This is a genomic window from Pseudomonas sp. rhizo25 (assembly GCF_031931935.1).
In the GTDB taxonomy this organism is placed as follows: Bacteria; Pseudomonadota; Gammaproteobacteria; order Pseudomonadales; family Pseudomonadaceae; genus Aquipseudomonas; species Aquipseudomonas synxantha.
Window position 1 is genome coordinate 118,175 of record NZ_JAUJXA010000006.1, and the last position, 25,880, is coordinate 144,054.

The following is a 25,880-nucleotide window of genomic DNA, read 5'->3' on the forward strand; positions in this document are numbered from 1 at the left end:
TGCCCCACCAGAATCAAATACGCCGTGCGGCGTAACGCTTGAGCATGCTCGGAACATCGAGAATCAGCGCAATGCGACCGTCACCAGTGATGGTGGCGCCCGACATGCCCGGGGTTCCCTGCAGCATCTTGCCCAAAGGCTTGATCACCACTTCTTCCTGGCCCACCAGTTGGTCGACCACAAAGCCGATGCGCTGGGTGCCCACGGACAGAATCACCACATGGCCTTCGCGCTGTTCTTCATGGGCAGCCGAAGCCACCAGCCAGCGCTTGAGGTAAAACAGCGGCAACGCCTTGTCGCGCACGATCACCACTTCCTGGCCGTCCACCACGTTGGTGCGCGACAGGTCGAGGTGGAAGATCTCGTTGACGTTGACCAGCGGGAAGGCGAACGCCTGGTTGCCCAGCATCACCATCAGGGTCGGCATAATCGCCAGGGTCAACGGCACCTTGATGACGATCTTGGAGCCTTGGCCCTTGGTCGAGTAGATATTGATCGAGCCGTTGAGCTGGCTGATCTTGGTCTTCACCACGTCCATGCCCACGCCACGGCCGGACACATCGGAGATCTCGGTCTTGGTCGAGAAACCCGGGGCGAAGATCAGGTTGTAGCACTCGGTGTCGGTCAGGCGGTCGGCGGCGTCCTTGTCCATCACGCCGCGCTTGACGGCGATGCCCCGCAGGATGTTCGGGTCCATGCCTTTGCCGTCATCGGTGATCGACAGCAAGATATGGTCGCCTTCCTGCTCCGCCGCCAGGATCACTTTGCCGTTGCGGGACTTGCCCGAGGCTTCGCGTTCTTCCGGGGTTTCGATGCCATGGTCGACGGCGTTGCGCACCAAGTGGACCAGCGGGTCGGCCAAGGCCTCGACCAGGTTCTTGTCGAGGTCGGTTTCTTCGCCCACCAGTTCCAGGTTGATTTCTTTCTTGAGCTGGCGTGCCAGGTCGCGGACCAGGCGCGGGAAACGGCCGAAGACTTTCTTGATCGGCTGCATCCGTGTCTTCATCACGGCGGTCTGCAAGTCAGCGGTGACCACATCGAGGTTCGACACGGCCTTCTGCATGGCTTCGTCGCCGCTGTTCAGGCCCAGGCGCACCAGGCGGTTACGCACCAGCACCAGCTCGCCGACCATGTTCATGATGTCGTCCAGGCGCGCGGTGTCGACGCGCACGGTGGTTTCGGCTTCACTGGCGGGCTTTTCCGCAGCCGCCGGCGCCGCTGCGCGAGCAGGTGCCGGGGCGGCCGCTGGGGCCGGGGCTGGCTTGGCGACCGGCGCAGCAGCTTTGGCGGCAACCGGTGCGGCGGCGACCGCAGCCGCGGCAGCCGGGGCTACCTCGGTGAACTTGCCTTTGCCATGCAACTCGTCCAGCAAGGCTTCGAACTCGTGATCGGAGATCAGTCCGTCGCCGGCCGGTGCGGCGCTGCTGGCCGCTGGAGCCGCTGGAGCTGCGGCAGCAGTGGCGGCGACTTCCGGCAGGGCTTCGGCTACAAACGTGCCTTTGCCGTGCAGTTGGTCGAGCAATGCCTCGAATTCATCGTCGGTAATGTCGGTGCTGGCGCTGGCAGCCGGTGCTTCTGGCGCAGCGGGTGCCACGGCATCGGCTGCGAACTGGCCTTTGCCATGCAACTGGTCGAGCAGGGATTCGAATTCTGCGTCGGTAATGTCTTCGCTGGTCGGCGTGGCAACAGGCGCCGCCGGGGCTTCGGCTTCGGCCTTGACCGCATTGAGCGAATCGAGCAGCTGTTCGAACTCGCTGTCGGTCACATCCGCCTCGGCCTCCACCACTGGTTCCGGCTCAGCTTGTGCTACCGGCGCAGCCGCAGCCGGTTCCGCCAGGCGCGCCAGGGCCGCCAGCAGTTCCGGAGTGGCCGCAGTGATCGGCGCACGTTCGCGCACTTCACTGAACATGCCGTTGACCGCATCCAGTGCTTCTAGAATCACGTCCATCAGTTCCGAGTCGACCTGCCGCTCACCCTTGCGCAGGATGTCGAACACGTTCTCGGCGATGTGACAGCACTCCACCAGCTCATGGAGCTGGAGGAAGCCGGCGCCCCCTTTTACAGTGTGAAAACCGCGAAAAATTGCATTGAGCAGGTTCGCATCATCCGGTCGGCTTTCCAGCTCGACCAGTTGCTCGGACAGTTGCTCTAGAATTTCGCCGGCCTCTACAAGGAAATCCTGAAGGATTTCTTCATCGGCGCCGAAGCTCATGGGTGTGCTCCTTAGAAGCCTAAACTGGATAACAGGTCATCTACGTCATCCTGACCTGACATAACGTCTTCACGTTTATCGGCATGAATCTGCGGACCTTCACCCTTGGCGAGATGTTTTTGTGGATCTTTTTCCGAGAGGATCGCTTCGCGGTCATGCTCGATGCCGGCAAAACGGTCGACCTGGCCGGCCATCAGCACCAATTTGAGCAAGTTGCTTTCCACTTCGGTGACCAGCTGGGTCACGCGTTTGATCACCTGGCCTGTGAGGTCCTGGTAATCCTGGGCCAGCAGGATGTCGTTGAGGTTGCTGGCCACCGTGCGGTTTTCCTGTTCGCTGCGCGACAGGAAACCCTCGACCCGACGGGCCAATTCCCGAAACTCTTCAGCCCCCACTTCGCGGCGCATGAAGCGGCCCCAATCAACGCTCAAGGCCTGGGCTTCGCTGGCCATGCCGTTGACCAGCGGCGTGGCGTTTTCCACCAGGTCCATGGTGCGGTTGGCCGCCGCCTCGGTCAGCCTGACCACATAGGACAGGCGTTCGGTGGCGTCGGTGATTTGCGAAATCTCTTCGGCCTGGGGCATGCGCGGGTCAATCTGAAAATTGACGATCGCACTGTGCAGCTCGCGTGTGAGCTTGCCCACTTCCTGGTACAGGCCGCGATCACGGGTCTGGTTAAGCTCATGGATCAACTGCACCGCATCGGCGAACTGGCCTTTTTCCAGGCTGTCGACCAAGCGGTGAGCATGTTTTTTCAGGGTCGACTCGAAGTCGGCCTGCGATGATTCGTTATGCTCCATAGCTCCCCCGTGGCAGCATCAATGACCGATGCGTTCGAAGATTTTTTCAATCTTCTCTTTCAAGGCCAGCGCAGTGAATGGCTTGACCACGTAGCCGTTGACCCCGGCTTGGGCGGCTTCGATGATCTGTTCACGCTTGGCTTCAGCGGTCACCATCAGCACAGGCAGGCTGCGCAGTTTTTCATCGGCACGTACATGGCGCAACAGATCGATACCGGTCATGCCCGGCATGTTCCAGTCGGTTACCAGAAAATCGATGCTCCCGCTGTTGAGGATCGGAATCGCCGTGATGCCATCATCCGCCTCGACCGTGTTGGTGAACCCAAGGTCACGCAACAGGTTTTTTATGATCCGCCGCATCGTTGAGAAGTCATCAACGATGAGGATTTTCATGTTCTTGTCCAATTCGACCTCCAAGCAGTCTTAAACGCGCCCAGCACCTGGACGCGCCATTTCAATCAACAGGCGTTACACAAAAAGGACTGCCCAGGGCACCACGGAACGAACCCGCGAAACCTTGCGGCTTCGCGGTAGCGTCTGCAGTGTCCCCACACTGCCTGTCAGCGCGCGCGCCACTCTCCCAAACGCCCCCGCAAGCGGGCCGCGCACTGGCTATGCAACTGGCTGACACGCGATTCGCTGACCCCCAGCACCTCACCGATTTCCTTGAGGTTCAGCTCTTCGTCGTAGTACAGCGCCAGCACCAGGCGCTCACGCTCCGGCAAATTGGCAATCGCGTCCGCCAACGCGCTCTGGAAACGTTCGTCTTCCAGGTCGCGGGACGGTTCGAGATGTGCACTCGCGCCGTCCTCGTGCAGCCCTTCGTGTTCGCCGTCCTGCAGCAGGTCGTCGAAACTGAACAGGCGGCTGCCCAAGGTATCGTTCAAAATCCCGTAATAATCGTCGAGACTCAATTGGAGTTCGGCCGCAACTTCATGATCTTTAGCGTCACGACCGGTTTTTGCTTCAATTGCACGAATTGCATCACTGACCATCCGCGTATTGCGGTGTACCGAACGCGGCGCCCAATCCCCTTTACGTACTTCATCGAGCATTGCGCCACGGATGCGGATGCCCGCATACGTCTCGAAACTCGCACCCTTGCTTGCATCGTATTTGGTCGACACTTCGAGCAGGCCGATCATGCCGGCCTGGATCAAGTCCTCGACCTGCACACTGGCCGGCAGGCGCGCCAACAGGTGATAGGCAATGCGCTTGACCAGGGGCGCATAACGCTCGATCAATTCGCCCTGGCTGTCACGTGCCGACTTTTTGTAAAGGTTGTAGCCGCTGGATGTCATAGCACCGGTCCTGCGCTCGTCTGATGCACCAAACGCTCGACGAAAAATTCCAGATGCCCCCGGGGGTTGGCGGGCAACGGCCAGGTATCGACCTTCTGGGCAATGGCCTTGAACGCCAGTGCGCACTTGGAACGAGGGAACGCTTCGTAGACCGCACGCTGCTTTTGCACGGCCTTGCGCACACACTCGTCGTAAGGAACTGCGCCGACGTATTGTAAAGCCACATCGAGGAAGCGGTCCGTGACCTTGGTCAACTTGGCGAACAGGTTGCGCCCTTCCTGCGGGCTTTGGGCCATGTTGGCCAGCACGCGGAAGCGGTTCATGCCGTAGTCACGGTTAAGCAGTTTGATCAACGCGTAGGCATCGGTGATCGAAGTGGGCTCGTCGCACACCACCAGCAGCACTTCTTGCGCTGCGCGCACGAAGCTGACCACCGATTCGCCGATCCCGGCGGCGGTGTCGATCACCAGCACGTCGAGGTTGTCGCCGATATCGCTGAACGCCTGGATCAGCCCGGCATGCTGCGCGGGGCTCAGGTGCACCATGCTCTGGGTACCCGAGGCAGCCGGCACGATGCGGATGCCACCGGGGCCCTGGAGCAGCACATCGCGCAGCTCACAGCGGCCCTCGATCACATCGGCAAGGGTATGTTTGGGTGTCAGCCCCAGCAGAACGTCCACGTTCGCCAAGCCCAGGTCAGCATCCAGCAGCATGACGCGACGGCCAAGCTCTGCCAGGGCCAGGGACAAATTCACTGACACGTTAGTTTTGCCGACGCCACCTTTGCCGCCGGTCACCGCGATCACCTGTACGGGATGCATGCTGCCCATTTTATTTCTTTACCTTGTCTTGCTTAGACGCAGGCTACATGGCTTGGCCGCGTGAATCGCTTGCAGACCATCGATGTAGGTACATTTCACGGTGTTCATCCTGCCTTAACCGACCCGTTTAGCCGGGTGGTGGTAAAGGTCGGCGAACATATCGGCCATCGCTTCCTCGCTAGGCTCTTCTTGCATTTGCACACTTACGGCACGGCTGACCAACTGATGACGGCGCGGCAGATGCAGATCATCCGGGATCCGCGGCCCGTCGGTCAGGTAGGCGACCGGTAATTCATGGCTGATGGCCAAGCTCAACACTTCGCCCAGGCTCGCAGTTTCATCGAGCTTGGTGAGGATGCAACCGGCCAGGCCGCAACGCTTGTAACTGTGATAAGCAGCGGTAAGAACCTGTTTCTGGCTGGTGGTTGCAAGCACCAGGTAATTTTTCGACTTGATGCCACGCCCGGCCAGGCTTTCGAGCTGCATGCGCAGCGCCGGGTCACTGGCTTGCAGGCCGGCGGTATCGATCAGCACTACGCGCTTGCGCAGCAGCGGGTCGAGGGCATTGGCCAGGGACTGGCCCGGGTCGACGTGGGTCACCGGCACATTGAGGATGCGCCCCAGGGTCTTGAGCTGCTCCTGGGCGCCGATGCGGTAGCTGTCCATGCTCACCAGGGCGATATTCTGTGCGCCGTACTTGAGCACATAACGGGCGGCCAGCTTGGCCAGGGTGGTGGTCTTGCCCATGCCGGCGGGGCCGACCATGGCGATCACACCGCCCTCTTCCAGAGGTTCGATTTCCGGCGTGGCGATCATGCGTGCCAAGTGCGCCAGCAGCATGCGCCAGGCCTGGCGGGGTTCTTCGACTTCGGCGGTCAAGGCCAGCAAATCGCGGGACAATGGGCCAGACAGGCCGATGCGTTGCAGGCGACGCCAGAGGTTGGCCTGTTGCGGCTTGCTGCCTTGCAGTTGCGTCCAGGCCAGCGAGCCCAGCTGCACTTCGAGCAATTCGCGCAGGCCGTTGAGTTCAAAGCGCATCGAATCGAACACACGTTGGTCGACAGCGGCGGCCGGGGCTGGCGCAGCTGGACGCGGTGGCTCGACGAACGTCGGTTCTACCAGCGGCTCGGCAGCCGTCAACGGCAGGCCGGCGAACAATTGGCGATTGGTGCTGGCGTCGCTGTCGCCACGCATGCTCAGTTCAGCCTGGGCCGACACAATGCGCGAGGCAGTCTTGCGCAGCTCGTCTTCGAGTTCCATGTTCGGCACACGCGGGGCCAGGGCCTGGGGCGTGTAATCCAGCGCAGCCGTCAGCTCGACACCGCCGGCAATCCGACGGTTACCGATAATCGCGGCGTCGGCGCCCAGCTCATCACGGACCAGTTTCATGGCCTGACGCATATCGGCGGCGAAAAAACGCTTAACTTGCATAACCCACTACCTCAGCCATTGGGCCCTACTGTCGCGACGATAGTCACTTGCTTATTGTCAGGAATTTCCTGGTAAGCCAACACGTGCAAATTCGGTACAGCCAGGCGTCCAAACCGCGACAACATCGCCCGAACCGGGCCGGCCACCAAAAGAATGACCGGGTTGCCCTGCATTTCCTGGCGCTGCGCGGCGTCGATCAACGAACGCTGCAGCTTTTCAGCCATGCTTGGCTCCAGCAAAACACCTTCTTCCTGGCCCTGACCGGCCTTCTGAATACTATTGAGCAATATTTGTTCCAACCTTGGCTCCAAGGTGATAACAGGCAGCTCAGACTCAATGCCTACAATGCTTTGCACGATTGCACGGGACAATCCGACGCGCACTGCCGCCACCAGCGCGGCAGTATCTTGACTCTTGGCGGCATTGTTGGCGATGGCCTCGGCAATGCTGCGAATGTCGCGCACCGGCACCTGTTCGGCCAGCAGCGCCTGCAGCACCTTGAGCAATTGCGACAGCGTCAGTACGCCCGGCACCAGCTCTTCGGCCAGTTTCGGCGACGACTTGGCCAGCAAGCCCATCAATTGCTGGACTTCCTCATGGCCGATCAGCTCGTGGGAGTGCTTGTAAAGAATCTGGTTGAGGTGGGTGGCGACCACCGTGCTGGCATCGACCACGGTGTAACCCAGGGACTGCGCCTGGCTACGCTGGCTGACTTCGATCCACACCGCTTCCAGGCCAAAAGCCGGATCTTTGGCGGTGATGCCGTTGAGGGTACCGAACACCTGGCCGGGGTTGATCGCCAGTTCGCGGTCCGGGTAGATCTCGGCTTCGGCAAGGATCACCCCCATCAGGGTCAGGCGGTAGGCACTGGGGGCCAGGTCGAGGTTGTCGCGGATATGCACGGTGGGCATCAGGAAGCCCAGGTCCTGGGACAGCTTCTTGCGCACGCCCTTGATCCGCGCCAGCAATTGCCCGCCTTGGTTGCGGTCCACCAGCGGGATCAGGCGGTAGCCGACTTCCAGGCCGATCATGTCGATCGGGGTTACGTCGTCCCAACCCAACTCCTTGGTTTCCTGGGCGCGGGCTGGGGATGGCAGCAGTTCCTGTTGGCGTGCAACCTCCTGCAGGGCCTGGACCTTGACCTGGTTCTGTTTTTTCCAGAACAGGTAGGCACCGCCACCGGCCAAGGCGGCCATGGTCAGGAACGACACGTGGGGCATGCCCGGCACGATGCCCATGATCGCCATGATGCCCGCCGCCACGGCCAAGGCCTTGGGAGACGCGAACATCTGCCGGCTGATCTGCTTGCCCATGTCTTCGGAGCCCGAAGCACGGGTCACCATGATCGCCGCCGCTGTGGATAACAACAGTGATGGCAATTGCGCCACTAAACCGTCACCTATGGTCAGCAAGGCGTAGACCTTACCGGCATCGCCGAAGGTCATGCCGTGCTGGAAGATGCCGACCGCCATGCCGCCGATCAGGTTGATAAACAGAATCAACAGGCCGGCGATGGCGTCACCGCGCACAAACTTACTCGCACCGTCCATGGAGCCGTAGAACTCGGCCTCCTGGGCCACTTCCAGGCGGCGGGTCTTGGCTTGGTTCTGGTCGATCAGGCCGGCGTTGAGGTCGGCGTCGATGGCCATCTGCTTGCCGGGCATCGCATCGAGGGTAAAGCGCGCGCTCACCTCGGAAATCCGCCCGGCGCCCTTGGTCACCACCACGAAGTTGATGATCATCAGGATCGCGAACACCACGATACCCACTACGTAGTTACCGCCGATCACCACCTCACCAAAGGCCTGGATCACCTTACCGGCGGCGGCGTGGCCGTCCTGGCCATGAAGCATCACCACCCGCGTCGACGCCACGTTCAGCGCCAGGCGCAGCAGGGTCGCAATCAGCAGGATGGTGGGGAATACCGCGAAATCCAGCGGCCGCAGGGCGTACACGCACACCAGCAGCACCACGACGGACAGGGCAATGTTGAAGGTAAAGAACACATCAAGCAGGAACGGCGGCATCGGCAACATCATCATTGCCAGCATCACCAGCAACAACAACGGCACACCCAGATTGCCCCGCGACAGGTCAGTCAGGGTGCCACGGGCCGTGTTGAGCATTTGAGAGCGATCTACCACCGGTATTCCTCGTGTCCTTGAAGCAAAGTTTTGACGCTGGAAGGCGACTTGAAGGCGGTATTGCAAGAAGCCTTCCAACTTTGCTTTTGGGCCCGGAGAACCTCGCAAACACCCCGGGTCACCGGGTTTAAATCAATCCAAATGTGGGAGGGGGCTTGCTCCCGATAGCGGTGTATCAGGCACTGATGTTTGGCTGATTCACCGCTATCGGGAGCAAGCCCCCTCCCACATTTGATCTGTGTACAGCCGGTGCTATCGAGGAAATTTCTGACAAGGATTTGGGGTTGCCCCTAGGAAACCGGCTCTCTAGTCTCCGTACACCGCTGCAAACGCAGCGGTCGGGCGTCGCGGCCCGGTTTACTACGGAACAAAAGCACCATCTCCCTTTCAGTAAGCGGTTTTTTATCGTCTACTGTGCGGCGCTATGGCGGCTGTGCGCGGGATACCTTCGGGTATGCCGGGTTGTTCCTAGACCGGTCCGCGAACCTGCGTACAGCTGCCACCCTCCATCGCGTCGCGGCGATCAGTGGCGGCTCCACTTTTCTAGGAACTTCACAATGATCAAACCCACCCCAAATCCCCCCATCCGGCTGTTTACCGTAGCCGACGGCATCAGCACCGAAGACCTGCTGGTCAACCTCAGTGAAACACTCGCTTCGGCCAATGCCCTGAGCTGCGACCTGGCATTTGACCTGGAAGGCCCTAAACGAGAGGAGTTGCTCGGCGTTGCGCAGTTGATCGAACTAGCGCAATTACTGGCTGATCGTATGCACGCTGGCGCAGCACTGACGAGCACGGCCAGCAGCGGATAACACGGTCCATACGTGGGAGGGGCGGTGCGACGATTCGACTTGCTCCCGATAGCGGTGTGTCAGGCCCGGATCAGATGCCTGACACACCGCTATCGGGAGCAAGCCCCCTCCCACATTTGAGCCTTTAAGCAGGTCGTATATTCACGGCCTGAGGACCTTTTGGTCCTTGTGCTATCTCAAACTCAACTTTTTGGTTTTCTTCCAGAGTTTTGAATCCACTCGACGCAATTGCCGAGTAATGGGCAAAAACATCCGCACTCCCATCATCCGGGGTAATAAAACCAAAGCCCTTCTCCGCGTTGAACCACTTCACAGTACCCGTTGCCATTGCCTTTCTCCTTACACCGATAGACCCGCCCTGCACGCTCGCGCCGACGGGAAGCGCATAAACGCCCTTGGGTTTATGGATCATCTGAAACGTTATCTGCTCACCAATCGACAGTGCAGCCCAATGCCAATCGCTCCAGTCGATGAAAACACTTTCTTGCTCGTCATCCAGCGCAATCAACCACTCGCCCCGGGTCAACTCATAGGATCTGACAGTACCTGTAGCCAGCCTCAATACCGCTCTCCCCTGCATCGGTTTACTACATGCGCGAAGTGCCTGATCTGTACTAAACAACGGCACGCGCCCTTTGGCTACTGTCAAAGTTGACAGGTAGACGCGAGCGCTCGATGGGTGCTAGAGCGCCGGTTCATACATCCGGTGATGGTTTTCGCTTGCGGGGTTTTCGTCGCTTGGGCGCGGCGGGCGGGGCTTCACTGCCCTTGGCATCTTTAGACTCCACTGCAACCTCATTGCCATCACGGTCTCGGGCAATAAAGCCAATGCCCTTGACCGCATCGAACCACCTGACCGTGCCCTTATCCATCTGTGCCTCCCGAGACGCGCATGCCTGCGCGCCTCATCGCTGTATCAAACAGTGAAGGCGGCGTCGTGGCTACTGTCAAAGTTGACAGGTAGACCGCACACCTCTGTAGGAGCGAGCTTGCTCGCGAAGGTGGGTAACGATAACGCGGGGAAACAGGATGAACTCAGCGACTCTGAGTTTTTCGCGAGCAAGCTCGCTCCTACAGAGGCAGGCATAAAAGCGCGTTTTCAGGAATCGCGGCGCAAATCCGGCGGGATCGGCAGGTCTTTGAGCGGGTCCGGGCGCTTACCCTTGCCGGCGCGGTATTGGCGGATCTGGTAGACGTAGGCCAACACCTGGGCAACGGCCAGGTACAAGCCGGCCGGGATTTCCTGGTCGAGGTCGGTGGAGTAGAAAATTGAGCGCGCCAATGCTGGCGACTCCAATAACAGGATGTCGTTGGCCACGGCGATTTCGCGGATTTTCAGCGCGGTAAAGTCGCTGCCCTTGGCCAGCAACATCGGCGCACCACCCTTCTCGGGGTCGTACTTGAGGGCCACGGCGTAGTGAGTCGGGTTGGTAATGATCACGTCGGCGTCGGGCACCGAGGCCATCATCTTGCGCTGGGACATTTCGCGCTGCAGTTGGCGGATGCGTTGCTTGACCTCGGGGCGGCCTTCCTGGTCCTTGTGTTCGTCGCGCACTTCCTGCTTGGTCATCAGCAGTTTCTTGTGGCTTTCCCACAGCTGGATCGGTGCATCCACGGCGGCAATGAGGATCAGCCCCAGGGCCATCCACAGGGAACTCCAGCCCACCACTTGCACGCTATGGATGATCGCGGATTCGAGCGGCTCATGGGCGATGCGCTGCAAGTCATCGATGTCGGACGACAGTACGGCCAGGGCCACGAACAGAATCAGGATGAACTTGGCCAGGGCCTTGAGCAGTTCCACCAGGGCCTTGGCGGAAAACATGCGTTTGAGCCCGGCGCCGGGGTTCATGCGGCTGAATTTGGGCGCCATGCTGCCGGCGGCGAACAACCAGCCGCCGAGCGCCACCGGGCCGATCAGCGCGGCGAGCAACAGGGTGATCAGGATCGGTTGCACCGCCAGGATCGCGATCTGGCCCGAGTGCAGCAGATACTGGCCCATGGCGCCGGGGCTGAGCAGCACCTCGCGGGGCAGGCTGAAGTTGTGCTTCATCAGCTCCATCAGGTCCAGCGCCAGGCCACCGCCGTAGATCAGCAAGGCACCGGCGCCGGCCATCATGGTGGCGAAGGTATTCAGCTCTTTGGAGCGCGCAATCTCGCCCTTTTCCCTGGAGTCCTTTTTACGTTTCTCCGTGGGGTCTTCTGTCTTGTCCTGACCACTCTCGCTCTCGGCCATGGCTCAGCGCGCCCGTGCCAGATCACGTAAGAACTGCAGGGCGTCGGTGGCCAGCGGTTGATACTGATTGAGAATGTCAGCCAGGCCGACCCAGAAAATCCCCATGCCCAACACCAGGGTCAGGGGGAAACCAATCGAGAAGATGTTCAGTTGCGGCGCCGCACGCGTCATCACGCCGAACGCAATGTTGACCACCAACAGCGCCGTGATCGCCGGCAGCACCAGCAACAACGAGGCGCCCAGCACCCAGCTGAGGCGTCCCACCAGCTCCCAGAAATGATTGACTACCAGCCCCGAGCCCACCGGCAAGGTGGTGAAGCTCTCGGTGAGCACTTCGAATGCCACCAGATGGCCGTTCATAGCCAAGAACAGCAAGGTCACCAGCATGGTCAGGAATTGCCCGATCACCGCCACGGACACGCCGTTGGTGGGGTCGACCATCGAGGCGAAGCCCATGCCCATCTGAATCGAGATGATCTGCCCGGCGATCACGAACGCCTGGAAGAACAGTTGCAGGGAGAACCCCAGCAGCGCGCCGATCAGGATCTGTTCGGCAATCAACATCAAGGCACTGAGGTCCAGGGCGTTGACCGGCGGCATCGGCGGCAGGCCAGGCACGATCACCACTGTGATCGCCACGGCGAAATACAGCCGCACACGCTGCGGCACCAGGGTAGTACCGAACACCGGCATGCTCATCAGCACCGCCGCCACGCGAAACAGCGGCAGGATGAACGAGGCCACCCAGGTGCTGATCTGGGTGTCGGTGAGGGCCAGCAACGACTGCATCAGGTCAGCCGATCAACTGCGGAATACTGCCGTACAGCTGCAGGATGTATTCCATGAAGGTTTGCACCAGCCACGGGCCGGCGACGATCAGGGTGACCAGCATCACCAGCAGGCGTGGCAGGAAGCTCAGGGTCTGTTCGTTGATCTGCGTGGCGGCCTGGAACATCGCCACCAACAGGCCTACCAACAGGCTCGGCACCACCAGCACGGCGACCATCATGGTGGTCAGCCACAGCGCTTCACGGAACAGGTCGACGGCGACTTCTGGGGTCATGCTGCTTCACCTAACAAATCACACGCCTCCGAAACTGCCGGCCAGGGTGCCGATAATCAGCGCCCAGCCGTCCACCAGCACAAACAGCATGATCTTGAACGGCAGCGAGATGATCAGCGGCGACAGCATCATCATACCCATGGCCATCAGCACGCTCGCCACCACCAGGTCGATGATCAGGAACGGGATAAAGATCATGAAACCTATCTGGAACGCAGTCTTCAATTCAGACGTGACGAACGCCGGCACCAGGATAGTCAGCGGTGCCTGGTCCGGGGTGGCGATGTCGGTGCGCTTGGACAGGCGCATGAACAGCTCAAGGTCGCTGGAGCGGGTCTGCGACAGCATGAAGTCCTTGATCGGACCCTGGGCCTTGTCGATGGCGTCCTGAGCGTTGAGCTTTTCCGCGAGGTAAGGTTGCAGGGCTTGCTGGTTTACCTTGTCGAACACCGGCGCCATGATGAACAGCGTCAGGAACAAGGCCATGCCGGTAAGGATCTGGTTCGACGGCGTCTGCTGCAGGCCCAGGGCCTGGCGCAGGATCGAGAAGACGATGATGATCCGCGTGAAGCTGGTCATCAGCATGACAAACGCCGGGATAAAGCTCAGCGCGGTCATGATCAGCAGGATCTGCAGGCTGACCGAATACTCCTGGGCACCGGTCGCGTTGGTGCCCAGAGTGATCGCCGGGATCGACAATGGGTCGGCCCCCAGGGCAATCGGCGCGGCCAGCAACAGCATGAGCGTCAAGAAAACGCGCATTACTTCTTATCCTTCTGATCCTTGCCCAGCAACTCCATCAGGCGCTGGGCGAATTCTGGCGTGGCCGGCTGGGATTGATCCACGTTCACCGGTGTCTTGAGTACATGCAGCGGGGTAATGCGGCCGGGAGTGATACCGAGCAGGATCTGCTCCTCGCCAACCTGAACCAGCACCAGGCGATCCCGTGGGCCGAGGGCGCGCGAGCCAACCAGCTCGATGACCTGGGCATTGCCCGGGCCGATACCCTGTACGCGGCGCATCAGCCAGGCCAGCACAAAGATCAAGCCGACCACCAGCAACAGGCCCAGCACCAGCTGGGTCAATTGCCCGCCGACACCGCTGCCGACCACCGGCGCCGCAGCCGCCTGGGCAACCGGCTCCGCCGCCAGGGCGCTCAATGGCAGCGCCAGCAACAGTCCCGCCATCGAATACTTCATCTCAGCGCAACTTCTTGATGCGTTCGCTCGGGCTGATCACGTCCGTCAGGCGAATGCCGAACTTCTCGTTGACCACCACCACCTCGCCGTGGGCGATCAGGGTGCCATTGACCAGCACGTCCAGAGGCTCACCGGCCAGGCGGTCGAGCTCGATCACCGAACCCTGGTTGAGTTGCAGCAGGTTGCGGATGTTGATTTCGGTGCTGCCCACTTCCATGGAGATCGACACCGGGATGTCGAGAATCACATCCAGGTTCGGGCCATCGAGGGTCACCGGCTCGTTGTTCTTCGGCACGCTGCCGAATTCTTCCATCGCCAGGCGATTGCCAGCCGGTGCGGTGGCGGCGTCGGCGGCCAGCAGCGCGTCGATGTCGTCCTGGCCGACATCGCCGGTTTCTTCCAGGGCCGCAGCCCACTCGTCAGCCAGGGCCTGGTCTTCGGCGGAAGTGTTTTCGTGTTCGGTAGCCATTACATGTCCTCGGCGAAGCAAACATTCATAAATAGGGGTGCATCAGCGGCGGTTGATCGGCTCAACCACTTGCAACGCCAGGTTGCCCTTGTGGGAACCGAGCTTGACCTTGAACGACGGCACGCCGTTGGCGCGCATGATCAGTTCTTCCGGCAACTCGACGGGGATGATGTCCCCCGGTTGCATGTGCAAAATATCCCGCAGGCGCAACTGGCGACGAGCCACGGTGGCGCTCAGGGGCACGTCGACGTCCAGCAGGTCTTCGCGCAGGGCCTTGACCCAGCGCTCGTCCTGGTCGTCGAGGTCGGACTGGAAGCCGGCGTCGAGCATCTCGCGCACCGGTTCGATCATCGAGTACGGCATGGTCACGTGCAGGTCACCGCCACCGCCATCGAGCTCGATGTGGAAGGTCGACACCACAATCGCCTCGCTGGGGCCGACGATGTTAGCCATGGCCGGGTTCACTTCCGAGTTGATGTACTCGAAATTGACTTCCATGATCGCCTGCCAGGCTTCCTTCAAGTCGATGAAGGCCTGTTCCAGCACCATGCGCACTACACGCAGTTCGGTGGGGGTGAACTCACGCCCTTCGATCTTGGCGTGGCGGCCGTCGCCACCGAAGAAGTTGTCCACCAGCTTGAACACCAGCTTGGCGTCGAGGATGAACAGTGCGGTGCCGCGCAACGGCTTGATCTTGACCAGGTTGAGGCTGGTGGGCACGTACAGCGAGTGCACGTATTCACCGAACTTCATCACCTGCACGCCGCCCACCGCCACGTCCGCCGAGCGGCGCAACATGTTGAACATGCTGATGCGGGTATAGCGGGCAAAGCGTTCGTTGATCATTTCCAGAGTCGGCATGCGTCCACGGACGATGCGATCCTGGCTGGTCAGGTCGTAGCTTTTGACGCTGCCGGGTTCGGCAGACATTTCGGTCTGTACCAGACCATCGTCCACGCCGTGCAACAGCGCGTCGATTTCATCCTGGGACAGCAGGTCCTGCACGGCCATGTCGTGATCCTACTGCAATACGAAGTTAGTGAAGAGCGCCTGCTCGACCACGACTTTGCCGAGTTCTTTCTGGGCCACTTCCTGCACGCTGGCAGTGACCTTCTGACGCAGCATTTCCTGGCCGACCGGGGTGGCGAGGCTGTCGAAGGCCTGCCCGGAAAACAGCATCACCAGATTGTTACGGATCACCGGCATATGCACTTTGAGGGCATCCAGGTCCGCCTGGTTGCGCGCCAGCAAGGTGATGCTCACCTGCAAGTAGCGCTGACGACCGTTGACGTTGTAATTGGCAACAAACGCTGGAAGCATCTGTTCGAAGATTGCCGGTTGCTTGACGTTAGTGGCGGTTTCAGCGGCGGGCACCGGCTTGCTTGCACTGCTGTGCATGATGTACCAGGTGCCGCCAATCGAGGCACCGATGGCCAGGAGCAAGCCCAGCACAATCAACAGGATCAGCTTGAGCTTGCCTTTGCCTGCTGCGGGGGGAGTTGCTGCGTCGTCGCTCTTCGCCATGCCAATAATCCGTCACTATTCTGGGATTCATAGATCTACGGGAAGGCAAGAGCAAGTGTTATGCCAGAGTTGTCTGGCAATACGGGAAGAACCAACACCATAAAACAAATGTGGGAGGGGGCTTGCTCCCGATTGCGGTGTATCAGCAACGGATTTGTTGACTGACACACTGCTATCGGGGGCAAGCCCCCTCCCACATTTTGACCTTCACAGGGCTTGAATCAGGCGTAGTAGTCGACGGCGCTGGAGCCGATGACAGTCTGGGTCACCGGCGCCACGGCTTCAGCTACATCCACCTGGCCGCCGCTATCGCCACCGCGCCCGCCGCCAGCGCTCACACCACGGGTATGGGCCTGCTGTTGCTGCTGCTCCTGTCCACGGGACTGGTCAGACACATTCACATCCACCTGCCCCATACCCTGCTGGGCGAACATTTCGCGCAAGCGTCCGGACTGGCTTTCCAGGGCTTCACGTACCACCGCATGGCCGCTCATGAAACTGACCTGGGCCTGCTGGTCTGCGGTCATGTTGACCTTGATATCCAGGCGCCCCAACTCGGCCGGCTGCAACTGGATCTCCGCCGACTTGAGGTTGGCGCTGGAGAGGTACATTACGCGGTTGACCACTTCTTCGGTCCAGCCGCTCTGGTGCATGGCCAGCGGCGCATTGTTGACCGGCGGCAAGGCATTCGCGGTTTTCGGCGTGGCGGCCTGGGTCAGCGCGGCCAGGCGGTTGGCGAAATCATCCACGCGGGTGTCACTGTTGGCGTTCTTGAGGTCCTTTAGGCCGTCATCGATCAGCCCGCTGAAAGCATTGTCGCCACCCTGGTCGGTGCTGTCCTTGGTGGCTTGCTGGTCGACCATAGTGGCCAGGCCGGCGGCGAAGCTCTGCGCGGCGGTCGGTTGATCCTGGATCGCGGTTTTCTGCGCCGCCTGGCTGCTGGCCGACACGTGGCCGCCCTGCTCCATCGCCAGGCGCACAGCCGGCATCGCATCCAGGGGATCAGCCTCCGGGTCGAAGGCCGTTGGCTTGGCTTCATCGGTCACGGCGACGGGCAGGGCCGCGTCCTCGGCGGCCACGGCGGGAGCTGAGGCTTGCACGGGCACAGGCACCGGCGTCACTGCAGCGATCACCGCCGGATCGACCACCGGGTCAACCGGGGGCTGTTGCGCCTGGGACGGGTCGGTGGCTTTGTCGCCGTCGCTGCCAGCGCCGTCGTCGGCCTTGGCCGCCGGCTTGGCAGGCAAGGAATTGCCGCTATCGGCAACCGCTGGTTTGCTGGCGGCAGGGGTGTCGCTATCGGCGGCCGGTTTGGCGTTGGTATCAGCAGGCTTGTCACGTGTGACTTTGCCTGGGCTGTCGCCGGCCTTCGGCGCCGGCTTGGGACCTTGGTTGGCAAACACTTGAGCAAAGCCAGCACCCTTGTCACGCGGGGCCGCAACCGCTACCGCCGGGGTGGCGACAGGCGCTTGAGGCTTGGCCGCGGGGGCAGCCTGTAGAAGCGAATTGGGAGCGACTGGCATAAGTAAGGGTCTCCACTGCATGAAGGTCGGGGATGCAGTCTATGGAGTTAGAGCAAGAGTCGGGCCAGGTTTGGCGCGACGATTCAGAAACTGAAGCGCTGGCGTTCGGACTCATACAGCGGACGGACCAACGCGAACTCATGGTCGATCTGGTCAACCAATTCGCCCAGATCCGATGATGGCTTGACGGACTCAGTCTCCAGCCGCTGACACAACTGCGCCAGCCGCACCGCCCCGAGGTTGCCACTGCTGCCCTTGAAACTGTGCGCAATCCGCCCCAATGCCTTGGCATCGTCGCGCGCGTTGCGCAGCGCTTCGATGCGTTTTTGCGAGTCATCAAGGAAGGTGTCGAGCAGTTTGGGATACTCACCCTCCATGACGTCCTGCAAACCCGACAACACGTCGGGGTCCAAATGAATCTCAGCCACTTGCTCGCTCCTTGATCAAGAATCGGCGGATTATGCCAGAGCCTCCCAACAAAATTCCACGCAGACGCTGCGCCCGCCATCGGACCAGCGTACGGCGCTGCTCAATTGACGCACCAGGCTCAAGCCCCGGCCAGACAGACGGTCGGCGTCCACCGGCCGCGCCAATTCCTTGTCTACGTCAAAACCCGACCCGCTGTCTTCAACCCGCAAGGTCATAGTGCCGCCCTGGTCGGTCGGCGCCACCTGTACATGCACGCGCACATAGCCACTATTCAATTGCGCCAGCCGCTCATTGCGTTGACAATAATACTGCGCAAAACCCTGCGCATCGCGCTTGAGCGCTGAATCCAGGCCCAGCACGCCATGCTCCAGGGCATTGGAATACAACTCGGCCATCACGCTGTAGAGCGCCCCGCTCTGCTCGCGCAGGCCGTGGACCTCCAGCAGCAGTTGCAGCAAGTACGGCAGCGGGTTGTAGTTTTTGAGAGTCTGGGCGCGAAACTCGAAACTCACCGACCAGTCCAGCGGGCTCGACTGGCCGCTGTCGGCATACATCGGCTCAGCCACACGGAGCGGCGGAGCAGACAGCAAGGTGATCTCGACCATGCTCACATCGTCCCGCGCCTGGCCGCGAAAGGCTGCCAGGGCCTGTTCGATATCCTCGAACAGGCGGTCGGGCTCGCGGTTGGCCGCGAACACCTGTTGCAAGCGGGCGGCGCCGAACAGCTGGTCGTTGGCGTCAGCGGTATCCAGCACGCCATCGGAGAGCAGGAACACCCGGTCGCCCAAGGCCATGGGCCAGACCTCGGTGCTGTCATCGAACGCCTCCGCCGACAACACCCCCAAGGGCAGATGTCGCGATATCAACGGCGTGCGCCGGCCGGTGGCGACTTCATGCACATAGCCTTCGGGCATGCCGCCGTTCCACACCTCCACCGCCCGCCGCTGGGCGCTCAGGCACAGCAAGGTGGCGCAGCAGAACATGTCCACCGGCAGGATACGCTTGAGCTTGGCGTTCATCTCTCGCAACGTCTGGGTCAAGCCATAACCCTTGGCGGTCATGCCGTAGAACACTTCGGCCAATGGCATGGCGCCGATGGCGGCCGGCAGGCCATGGCCGGTGAAATCGCCGAGCAGTATGTGCATGTCACCGGACGGTGTGTAGGCCGCCAGCAGCAAGTCACCGTTGAACAGCGCATAGGGCGATTGCAGGTAGCGGATATTCGGTGCGGCGTTAATACAACCGGAATGGGCAACCTTGTCGAACACCGCCTTGGCCGCCCGCTGCTCATGCAGCAGGTGTTCGTGGTGCCTGGCGATCAGGTCACGCTGCTGCAGGACCGTGGCCTGCAGGCGCCGCAGGCGGTCCATGGCGTTGATCTTCGCCGCCAGGATCAGTGGGTTGTAGGGTTTGGCCAGGAAGTCGTCGCCACCGGCATCCAGGCACTGGGCCAGCGCTTCGCTCTCACGCAACGAGGTGAGGAAGATAATCGGCACCAGCGCCTCCCCCGCCAATTGCTTGATCTGTCGGGCGGCTTCGAAGCCATCCATCAGCGGCATCAGCGCGTCCATCAACACCAGTTGCGGGCGCTCGTGGGCAAAGACCTCAACCGCCTCAACACCATTACTGGCAGTCAACACCTGATGGCCCTGGCGACGGATGATGGTCGACAGCAACAAACGGTCGGCGGCGCTGTCTTCGGCGATCAGGATGGTCAGCGCCTCAAGGACAGGGGCCAGGGCGCTCAACTGATGTCGAACAGCTTGTCGAAGTTGGAGATGGCGAGGATCTTGCGCACGTCGGAGTTGCTGTTGAGCACACGAACCTCGGCGTCATCTCCGCCCGCATGATCACGTAGCAGCAGAAGCATGCCCAAGGCAGAACTGTCCATATAGGTGGTCTCCTTGAGATCGACAATATAGGTCTCGGGCACCTTGTAGAACCGCTCGTAGGCCTCCCGAAACGCCTGATGGCTGCCGAAATCGAACCGGCCCTTGATTGCGATCGTCAACTTCTTCCCATCCAGGGATACTTCTGACTCGATTGACATGTGACTGCTTCCTTGTCGTTGGCACTGTGCAACAAGGTGTAGCAGGCGAACCGGATCCAAGCAACACATCGAATCAAATGTAAGAGCAAACCCCTCCCACATTTGTCCTGCGTCGTTAGTTAGAACTGTTCGTGGCGGGGAAGGCGCTGGGACAGTTCATCGAGCAGCTTTTGCTCGCGTTTGTCTTCAATCGCCCGCGCTTCGTCGATATAGCGCTGCACCAGCTTGCGCAACCCTTCCACACGGGCAAACGCCGCTTGCCAGGCCTCGCGGGCCTTGTCGAGGTTGTTCTGGTGCCAGGCCAGGCTTTGGCGCTGTTGGCCGACAGCCGTCTCAAGCTGGTTGAGAAAGCCCTGGTAACCCATCAGCCACTGGCCCGACACGCCTTTGCTGCCGCGCTCGATCCATTGCTGCTGGTATTCGACGCGAAAGCGCTCCAGGTCGCCCAGCTTGCTCTCCGCCAGGCGCACCTGGCCCTGGAAATAACCCAGGCGCTGCACGGCGGCTTTTTCGGCCTTCTCGGCCATGTCCACCACCGGGGCCAGGCGGGCGGCGCGGCTGTTGGCCATGGCTTAGCCGCCCGGCGCGGGGGCGAAGATGGACTGCAGATGCGCCTGGCTTTCGGCCATGCTGATCTTGTCGTTGAGGCCCTGGCGCAGGTAGGTCACCAGTTGCGGTTGCAAGGCGATGGCCAGGTCGGTGTCGCGGTCGCCACCGGCTACATAGGCACCGACGCTGATCAGGTCGCGGCTCTGCTGATAACGCGACCACAGCTGCTTGAACTGCTGGGCACGGGCCATATGCTCAGGGGTAACCACCGACGGCATGACCCGGCTGATGGACGCTTCGATGTCGATGGCCGGGTAGTGCCCCTCTTCCGCCAACCGCCGCGACAGCACGATATGCCCGTCGAGCACGCCCCGCGCCGAGTCAGCAATCGGGTCCTGCTGGTCGTCGCCTTCGGACAATACCGTATAGAACGCCGTGATCGAGCCACCGCCGGCCTCGGCATTACCAGCGCGTTCCACCAGTTTGGGCAACTTGGCGAATACCGACGGCGGGTAGCCCTTGGTGGCGGGCGGTTCACCGATGGCCAGGGCGATTTCCCGCTGGGCCTGGGCGAAACGCGTCAGCGAGTCCATCAGCAACAGGACATTCTTGCCCTTGTCGCGAAAATATTCAGCGATGCGCGTGCAGTACATGGCGGCGCGCAGGCGCATCAGCGGCGCATCGTCCGCAGGCGAGGCCACTACCACCGAACGCTTGAGCCCTTCTTCACCGAGGCTGTGCTCGATGAACTCCTTCACTTCGCGCCCCCGCTCACCGATCAAGCCCACCACAATGATGTCGGCCTCGGTAAAGCGCGTCATCATGCCCAGCAACACCGACTTACCCACGCCGGTACCGGCGAACAGGCCCAGGCGCTGGCCGCGACCGACCGTCAATAAACCGTTGATGCTGCGAATGCCCACGTCGAGCGGCACGCTGATGGGGTTGCGCTTGAGCGGGTTGATGGTGGGGCCGTCCATGGGCACCCAGTCTTCGGCTTTCATGCCGCCCTTGCCATCCAGCGCGCGCCCGGCGCCGTCGAGCACGCGACCGAGCATGCCCATACCCATGGGCAGGCGGCCGGTATCGGCCAGGGGCACCACGCGGGCGCCGGGGGCAATGCCGGCGAGGCTGCCCACCGGCATGAGGAAAATCTTGCTGCCGGAAAAGCCCATTACTTCAGCTTCGACCTGCACCGGGTGGTAGCTGTCGCTGTTGATCACCAGGCAGCGGCTGCCCATGGCGGCGCGCAACCCCTCGGCTTCGAGGGTCAGGCCGACCATGCGCAACAGGCGCCCTTCGAGAATCGGCTGGCCGGGCAACTCGGTCGCCTCGGCGTAGCTGCCCAGGCGCTTGGCGAAACTGGTGCGATCAAGGCGCATCGGGGGCGTCCAGGTCAACGCTCAAGTCTGGCTCTGCCGGGTGCAGTGCTTGCTCATGCAGTTGGTCCAGCAATTTGTCCATGATCTGGCTGATGCGGGTTTCCACCGTGGCATCGATGCGGCTGTGTTCGGTCTCGACACGGCAACCACCGGGCAACAACGCGGCATCCTCGACGATGCGCCAGGTTTCTTCATGGCGCTCGCGCAGGGCCTTGACCTGCTCGAAATCCTGCGGGTTGATGTACAACCGCACATTGCCGACACCCAGGGGCAGCAGCTTGAGGGCTTCGCGCATCACGCTTTCGATCTGGCTGGAATCCAGCACCAGCTCGCGCTGGATCACCTGGCGGGTGATGTGCTGTACCAGTCCGACCATGGATTTTTCCAGCTGCGTGTCCTGTTCGGCAATCGGGTCGAATAGGTTACCCATCAGGCGCTCCAGGCTGGCCAGCTGGGTGGCCAGCGCCGCCTCGGCTTCCTGGCGGACCTTGAGGGTGGTGCTGCGAAAACCGTCTTTTTCACCCGCGGCAAAGCCTTCGTTGTAGGCCTCCTGGCGGATGGCCTCCAACTCGTCGAGGGTCAGTGGCTGGACTTCATCCAGCGGCACCTCTTCCATCTCCACCGGCGTTTCTACGACCGGTTCAGGCTCAGGCTGCGGCACATGGGGATCGAAGCTGGGCAGCGACCAGATGTCGAACCCACCGACATCCCGCGCGCGAATCAGATCGCTGGGCGTCTCATCTTTGTTCGACATGGGAGGCGCCTTAGATCATTTCTTCGCCGCCCTTCCCGCCGAGAACGATTTCTCCGGCTTCGGCCATACGGCGGGCAATGGTGAGGATTTCCTTCTGGGCGGTTTCCACGTCGCTGACGCGCACCGGGCCTTTGGCTTCCAGGTCGTCGCGCAACAGTTCCGAGGCCCGCTTGGACATGTTCTTGAAGATCTTCTCCTTGACGTTTTCGTCCGAACCCTTGAGGGCCAGCACCAGCACGTCGGAGGACACTTCGCGCAGCAACGCCTGGATGCCACGGTCGTCGACATCGGCAAGGTTGTTGAACACGAACATCAAGTCTTCGATCTGGCCGGACAGGGTGTCGTCGATCTCGCGGATCGAGTCCATCAACTGGCCTTCGACCGAGCTGTCGAGGAAGTTCATGATGTCGGCCGCGCGCTTGATGCCACCCAGGGTGGTGCGCGAGGCATTCGAGTTACCCGAGAATTGCTTCTCGAGAATCGTGTTGAGTTCTTTCAGCGCCGCCGGCTGCACGGTGTTCAGCGACGACACGCGCAGGATGATGTCCAGGCGCACTTTATGGTCGAAGTGGCCGAGCACTTCACCGGCCTGGTCCGGGTCCAGGTAGGCCACCACAATCGCCTGGATCTGCGGGTGCTCGTAGCGGATCACGTCAGCCACCGCACGCGGCTCCATCCACTTGAGGCTGTCCAGGCCACTGGTGTTGCCACCCAGCAGGATGCGGTCGATCAGGCCGTTGGCCTTGTCTTCGCCCAGGGCCGAGGTGAGCATCTTGCGGATGTAGCTGTCGGAGCCGACGCCCAGGCTGGTCTGGTCGCCGACGATCTCGACGAACTCACTCATCACCTGCTCGACTTGCTCGCGGTGCACATTGCGCATCTGCGCCATGGCCACGCCTACACGCTGGACCTCTTTAGGGCCCATGTGGCGCAGCACTTGGGCGGCGTCGGTTTCACCCAGGGACAGCAGCAGGACTGCGGCTTTGTCGACCCGGGAAAGCTTGGCCACAGCGGCTCGATCATTCATCTGCGTTAATCCACTCTTTCACGACCTGAGCCACACGGCCCGGGTCTTCTGCTACCAGACTCTTGATTGCGTTCAACTGAGCGTCATAGCCTTCGCTCGGGCTTGGCAACAGGATGCTTTGCGGGCCGCCGAGGCTGACGCGGTCGTTGGCCAGCTCGCCGTCCAGGCCGCCCATGCCACCCAACTCCACATCGCCACCGGCCAAGGCCAGCTGTTTCTTGCTGCCACCGGTGATGTTGTTGAGCACCGGGCGCAGCACGCCGAACACCAGCACCAGGATGAACAACACCCCCAGCACTTGCTTGACGATGTCCCAGAACCACGGCTGGGTGTAGAACGCAGGGTCGGCGATCACTTCACTGCGTTCGGCGGAGAACGGCATGTTGATCACGCTGACGCTGTCACCACGGCTGGCGTCGAAACCGACGGCGTCCTGCACCAGGCGCGTGAAGCGCGCCAATTCGTCGGCGGTCCAGGGTGCACGGGTGACGGCACCGTCAGCGGCGTTGACCTTGACCTGGTCATCGACCACCACCGACACCGACAGGCGATTGATCTTGCCCTGTTGCTGCTTGGTGTGGCTGATGGAACGGTCGAGTTCGAAGTTCTTGGTGGACTGGTTACGCTTGTCCGCCGGGTATGGCGCAAGCATCGGCTGGCCGGTGGCCGGGTCCATGATCTGCTGGCCGTTGGCATCCAGCAGCGGCTGGCCGGGCTGGATCGCGCCAGCAGTGGCAGCGGCGCCACCGGTGGTCTGCGGTGCCGAGGCGGCCGACGGTGGCTGGTTGCTCAAGGCCCCCGGCACACCTTGCGGGCCATTGGCGGCGGTGCGCTGCTCGCTGGTGGACTGCTCGCTGCGCAGCGCCGGCTGGTCAGGGTTGAACTGCTCGGAGGTGGACTCAACGGCGCTGAAGTCCACGTCGGCAGACACTTCCGCCTTGTAGCGGTCGTTGCCCAGCACCGGTTGCAGGATGTTGTGCACGCGCTGGGTGAGCATGCTTTCCATGCGGCGGCTGTAATCGAATTGCTTGCCGGCCTGGGTCAGCGCCGAGTTTTCCGCCATGTCGGAGAGCAGGTTGCCCTTCTGGTCGACCACGGTGATTTGCGACTTGCTCAATTCGGGGACGCTGGTGGCCACCAGGTTGACGATCGCCAGAACCTGGCCAGGCTCCAGGGAGCGGCCGGAGAACAGTTCGACCAGTACCGAGGCGCTGGGCTTGCGTTCGTCACGCACGAACACCGAGCTTTTCGGAATCGCCAGGTGCACACGGGCACCCTTGACGTTATTCAGGCTGGAGATGGTGCGCGCCAGTTCGCCTTCCAGGCCACGACGGTAGCGGGTGGCTTCCATGAACTGGCTGGTACCCAGGCCCTGGTCCTTGTCGAGGATTTCAAAACCGATATTGCTGTCGGACGGCGTCACGCCAGCGGCAGCCAGTTTCATCCGCGCACGAGCCACATCATCGGCCTTGACCAGCAGCGCCCCGGAGTTGGGCTCCACGGTGTAGGCGATGTCAGCGGCGGCGAGGGTTTCCATGATCTGCTTGGAATCCATGCCCGCCAGGCTGCCGTACAGCGGGCGGTAATCAGGTTGTTGCGACCACAACACCACGGCAAAACCGATCGCCACGCTGGCCGCCAGGCCGACCATCAGGCCTACCTGACGCAGCATGGTCATTTCCGAGAGGTTTTCCAGGAACGACAGGCCAAACAGAGGCGGTTTGCCGTCTGTCTTGGCGGGGAGGTTGTCGGAGAGTGCTTCTGCCATGACTTAAATCTCGTCCTTAAACCGGCATCTGCATGATGTCTTGGTAAGCCTGAACCAGCTTGTTACGCACTTGAGTCAGGGCCTGGAAAGACACACTGGCCTTCTGCGAGGCGACCATCACATCGGTGAGGTCCACGCCGCTTTTACCGATCTCGAACGCAGTGGCCAGCTGGCTGGACGCCTGCTGAGTATCACTGACTTTATTGATTGCCTGGCCGAGCATGTCGGCAAAACTGCTTTGGCCCAATTCCGGTGCTGGCGCGACGGATTTCGGCTGAGCCATGGCGTCCATTTGCATGGCGCGCATATCCAACATCAACCGATTGAACTCAATACCCTGGCTCATGAACTTCTCTCTCCGACAACCCGCATTTTTTTGACGCTAC

Annotated in this window: 28 protein-coding genes; 1 reads left to right on the forward strand and 27 read right to left on the reverse strand. The window is 61.3% G+C overall.

Annotated elements, in window-relative coordinates; translation table 11 throughout:
* Positions 1-13: 13 nt before the first annotated feature.
* From QZR30_RS15490 to flhA, 7 genes are all read right to left on the reverse strand, one after another.
* A complete protein-coding gene (locus QZR30_RS15490) occupies positions 14-2,212 on the reverse strand; it encodes a chemotaxis protein CheA (RefSeq protein ID WP_056847924.1) in 2,199 nt (732 codons plus the stop codon).
* 11 nt (positions 2,213-2,223) lie between these two features.
* On the reverse strand, positions 2,224-3,012 hold the full coding sequence (locus QZR30_RS15495) for a protein phosphatase CheZ (protein WP_043049702.1): 789 nt from the start codon (positions 3,010-3,012) through the stop codon (positions 2,224-2,226).
* 18 nt (positions 3,013-3,030) lie between these two features.
* On the reverse strand, positions 3,031-3,405 hold the full coding sequence (locus tag QZR30_RS15500; protein WP_005790040.1) for a chemotaxis response regulator CheY: 375 nt from the start codon (positions 3,403-3,405) through the stop codon (positions 3,031-3,033).
* A gap of 167 nt (positions 3,406-3,572) precedes the next feature.
* Positions 3,573-4,313, reverse strand: a complete 741-nt coding sequence (fliA, locus tag QZR30_RS15505; RefSeq protein ID WP_046071802.1) for an RNA polymerase sigma factor FliA — start codon at positions 4,311-4,313, stop codon at positions 3,573-3,575.
* A complete protein-coding gene (fleN, locus tag QZR30_RS15510; protein ID WP_003192912.1) occupies positions 4,310-5,143 on the reverse strand; it encodes a flagellar synthesis regulator FleN in 834 nt (277 codons plus the stop codon). The genes fliA and fleN overlap by 4 nt, the downstream gene beginning before the upstream one ends.
* 105 nt (positions 5,144-5,248) lie before the next feature.
* Positions 5,249-6,565, reverse strand: a complete 1,317-nt coding sequence (gene flhF / locus QZR30_RS15515) for a flagellar biosynthesis protein FlhF (protein WP_005790047.1) — start codon at positions 6,563-6,565, stop codon at positions 5,249-5,251.
* An 11-nt stretch (positions 6,566-6,576) separates the two neighbouring features.
* Positions 6,577-8,691 (reverse strand): flagellar biosynthesis protein FlhA, encoded by a 2,115-nt coding sequence (gene flhA / locus QZR30_RS15520; RefSeq protein ID WP_046071801.1) that lies wholly within the window; start codon positions 8,689-8,691, stop codon positions 6,577-6,579.
* A gap of 575 nt (positions 8,692-9,266) precedes the next feature.
* On the opposite strand from flhA, the gene QZR30_RS15525 reads away from it, so the two are divergent.
* A complete protein-coding gene (locus QZR30_RS15525) occupies positions 9,267-9,521 on the forward strand; it encodes a DUF6124 family protein (RefSeq protein WP_274355320.1) in 255 nt (84 codons plus the stop codon).
* A 124-nt stretch (positions 9,522-9,645) separates the two neighbouring features.
* Here QZR30_RS15525 and cspE read toward each other — a convergent pair whose 3' ends face one another.
* From cspE to fliE, 20 genes are all read right to left on the reverse strand, one after another.
* A complete protein-coding gene (cspE, locus tag QZR30_RS15530; RefSeq protein WP_274358531.1) occupies positions 9,646-9,849 on the reverse strand; it encodes a transcription antiterminator/RNA stability regulator CspE in 204 nt (67 codons plus the stop codon).
* Between the two features lie 367 nt (positions 9,850-10,216).
* Positions 10,217-10,393: a cold-shock protein gene (locus QZR30_RS15535; RefSeq protein WP_108240712.1), complete on the reverse strand. Its 177-nt coding sequence runs from the start codon at positions 10,391-10,393 to the stop codon at positions 10,217-10,219.
* A 227-nt stretch (positions 10,394-10,620) separates the two neighbouring features.
* Entirely contained in the window at positions 10,621-11,757 is a 1,137-nt protein-coding gene (gene flhB, locus QZR30_RS15540; protein WP_043049695.1) for a flagellar biosynthesis protein FlhB, read from the reverse strand.
* Between the two features lie 3 nt (positions 11,758-11,760).
* Positions 11,761-12,546: a flagellar biosynthetic protein FliR gene (gene fliR, locus QZR30_RS15545; RefSeq protein ID WP_046071799.1), complete on the reverse strand. Its 786-nt coding sequence runs from the start codon at positions 12,544-12,546 to the stop codon at positions 11,761-11,763.
* Between the two features lie 4 nt (positions 12,547-12,550).
* On the reverse strand, positions 12,551-12,820 hold the full coding sequence (gene fliQ / locus QZR30_RS15550; protein ID WP_003175300.1) for a flagellar biosynthesis protein FliQ: 270 nt from the start codon (positions 12,818-12,820) through the stop codon (positions 12,551-12,553).
* An 18-nt stretch (positions 12,821-12,838) separates the two neighbouring features.
* A complete protein-coding gene (fliP, locus tag QZR30_RS15555; protein WP_046071798.1) occupies positions 12,839-13,582 on the reverse strand; it encodes a flagellar type III secretion system pore protein FliP in 744 nt (247 codons plus the stop codon).
* Entirely contained in the window at positions 13,582-14,019 is a 438-nt protein-coding gene (gene fliO, locus QZR30_RS15560) for a flagellar biosynthetic protein FliO (protein WP_046071797.1), read from the reverse strand. Before fliO ends, fliP begins: the two co-directional genes overlap by 1 nt.
* A gap of 1 nt (position 14,020) precedes the next feature.
* A complete protein-coding gene (gene fliN, locus QZR30_RS15565) occupies positions 14,021-14,488 on the reverse strand; it encodes a flagellar motor switch protein FliN (protein ID WP_043049691.1) in 468 nt (155 codons plus the stop codon).
* 42 nt (positions 14,489-14,530) lie between these two features.
* Entirely contained in the window at positions 14,531-15,499 is a 969-nt protein-coding gene (gene fliM / locus QZR30_RS15570; protein ID WP_046071796.1) for a flagellar motor switch protein FliM, read from the reverse strand.
* Positions 15,500-15,508: 9 nt separating this feature from the next.
* On the reverse strand, positions 15,509-16,012 hold the full coding sequence (gene fliL, locus QZR30_RS15575; RefSeq protein ID WP_043049689.1) for a flagellar basal body-associated protein FliL: 504 nt from the start codon (positions 16,010-16,012) through the stop codon (positions 15,509-15,511).
* A gap of 221 nt (positions 16,013-16,233) precedes the next feature.
* On the reverse strand, positions 16,234-17,535 hold the full coding sequence (locus QZR30_RS15580) for a flagellar hook-length control protein FliK (protein ID WP_046071795.1): 1,302 nt from the start codon (positions 17,533-17,535) through the stop codon (positions 16,234-16,236).
* 83 nt (positions 17,536-17,618) lie between these two features.
* Entirely contained in the window at positions 17,619-17,963 is a 345-nt protein-coding gene (locus QZR30_RS15585; protein WP_046071794.1) for an Hpt domain-containing protein, read from the reverse strand.
* A 30-nt stretch (positions 17,964-17,993) separates the two neighbouring features.
* Positions 17,994-19,712, reverse strand: a complete 1,719-nt coding sequence (locus QZR30_RS15590) for an ATP-binding SpoIIE family protein phosphatase (protein ID WP_311903639.1) — start codon at positions 19,710-19,712, stop codon at positions 17,994-17,996.
* A complete protein-coding gene (locus tag QZR30_RS15595) occupies positions 19,709-20,014 on the reverse strand; it encodes an STAS domain-containing protein (RefSeq protein WP_046071792.1) in 306 nt (101 codons plus the stop codon). Before QZR30_RS15595 ends, QZR30_RS15590 begins: the two co-directional genes overlap by 4 nt.
* A 119-nt stretch (positions 20,015-20,133) precedes the next feature.
* Positions 20,134-20,583, reverse strand: a complete 450-nt coding sequence (gene fliJ, locus QZR30_RS15600; RefSeq protein WP_043049684.1) for a flagellar export protein FliJ — start codon at positions 20,581-20,583, stop codon at positions 20,134-20,136.
* 3 nt (positions 20,584-20,586) lie between these two features.
* Positions 20,587-21,945 carry a flagellar protein export ATPase FliI gene (gene fliI, locus QZR30_RS15605; RefSeq protein WP_046071791.1) on the reverse strand — a complete coding sequence of 453 codons (1,359 nt, stop codon included), beginning with the start codon at positions 21,943-21,945 and terminating at the stop codon, positions 20,587-20,589.
* Positions 21,935-22,699: a flagellar assembly protein FliH gene (gene fliH / locus QZR30_RS15610; protein WP_046071790.1), complete on the reverse strand. Its 765-nt coding sequence runs from the start codon at positions 22,697-22,699 to the stop codon at positions 21,935-21,937. The genes fliI and fliH overlap by 11 nt, the downstream gene beginning before the upstream one ends.
* 10 nt (positions 22,700-22,709) lie before the next feature.
* Positions 22,710-23,726, reverse strand: coding sequence for a flagellar motor switch protein FliG (fliG, locus tag QZR30_RS15615; protein WP_003192957.1), 1,017 nt, complete (start codon positions 23,724-23,726; stop codon positions 22,710-22,712).
* The gene (gene fliF, locus QZR30_RS15620) at positions 23,719-25,494 is read right to left on the reverse strand and encodes a flagellar basal-body MS-ring/collar protein FliF (RefSeq protein ID WP_043049681.1); all 1,776 of its coding nucleotides are present in this window, start codon (positions 25,492-25,494) and stop codon (positions 23,719-23,721) included. Before fliF ends, fliG begins: the two co-directional genes overlap by 8 nt.
* A gap of 16 nt (positions 25,495-25,510) precedes the next feature.
* Positions 25,511-25,840: a flagellar hook-basal body complex protein FliE gene (gene fliE, locus QZR30_RS15625; RefSeq protein ID WP_005790083.1), complete on the reverse strand. Its 330-nt coding sequence runs from the start codon at positions 25,838-25,840 to the stop codon at positions 25,511-25,513.
* Positions 25,841-25,880 lie beyond the last annotated feature (40 nt).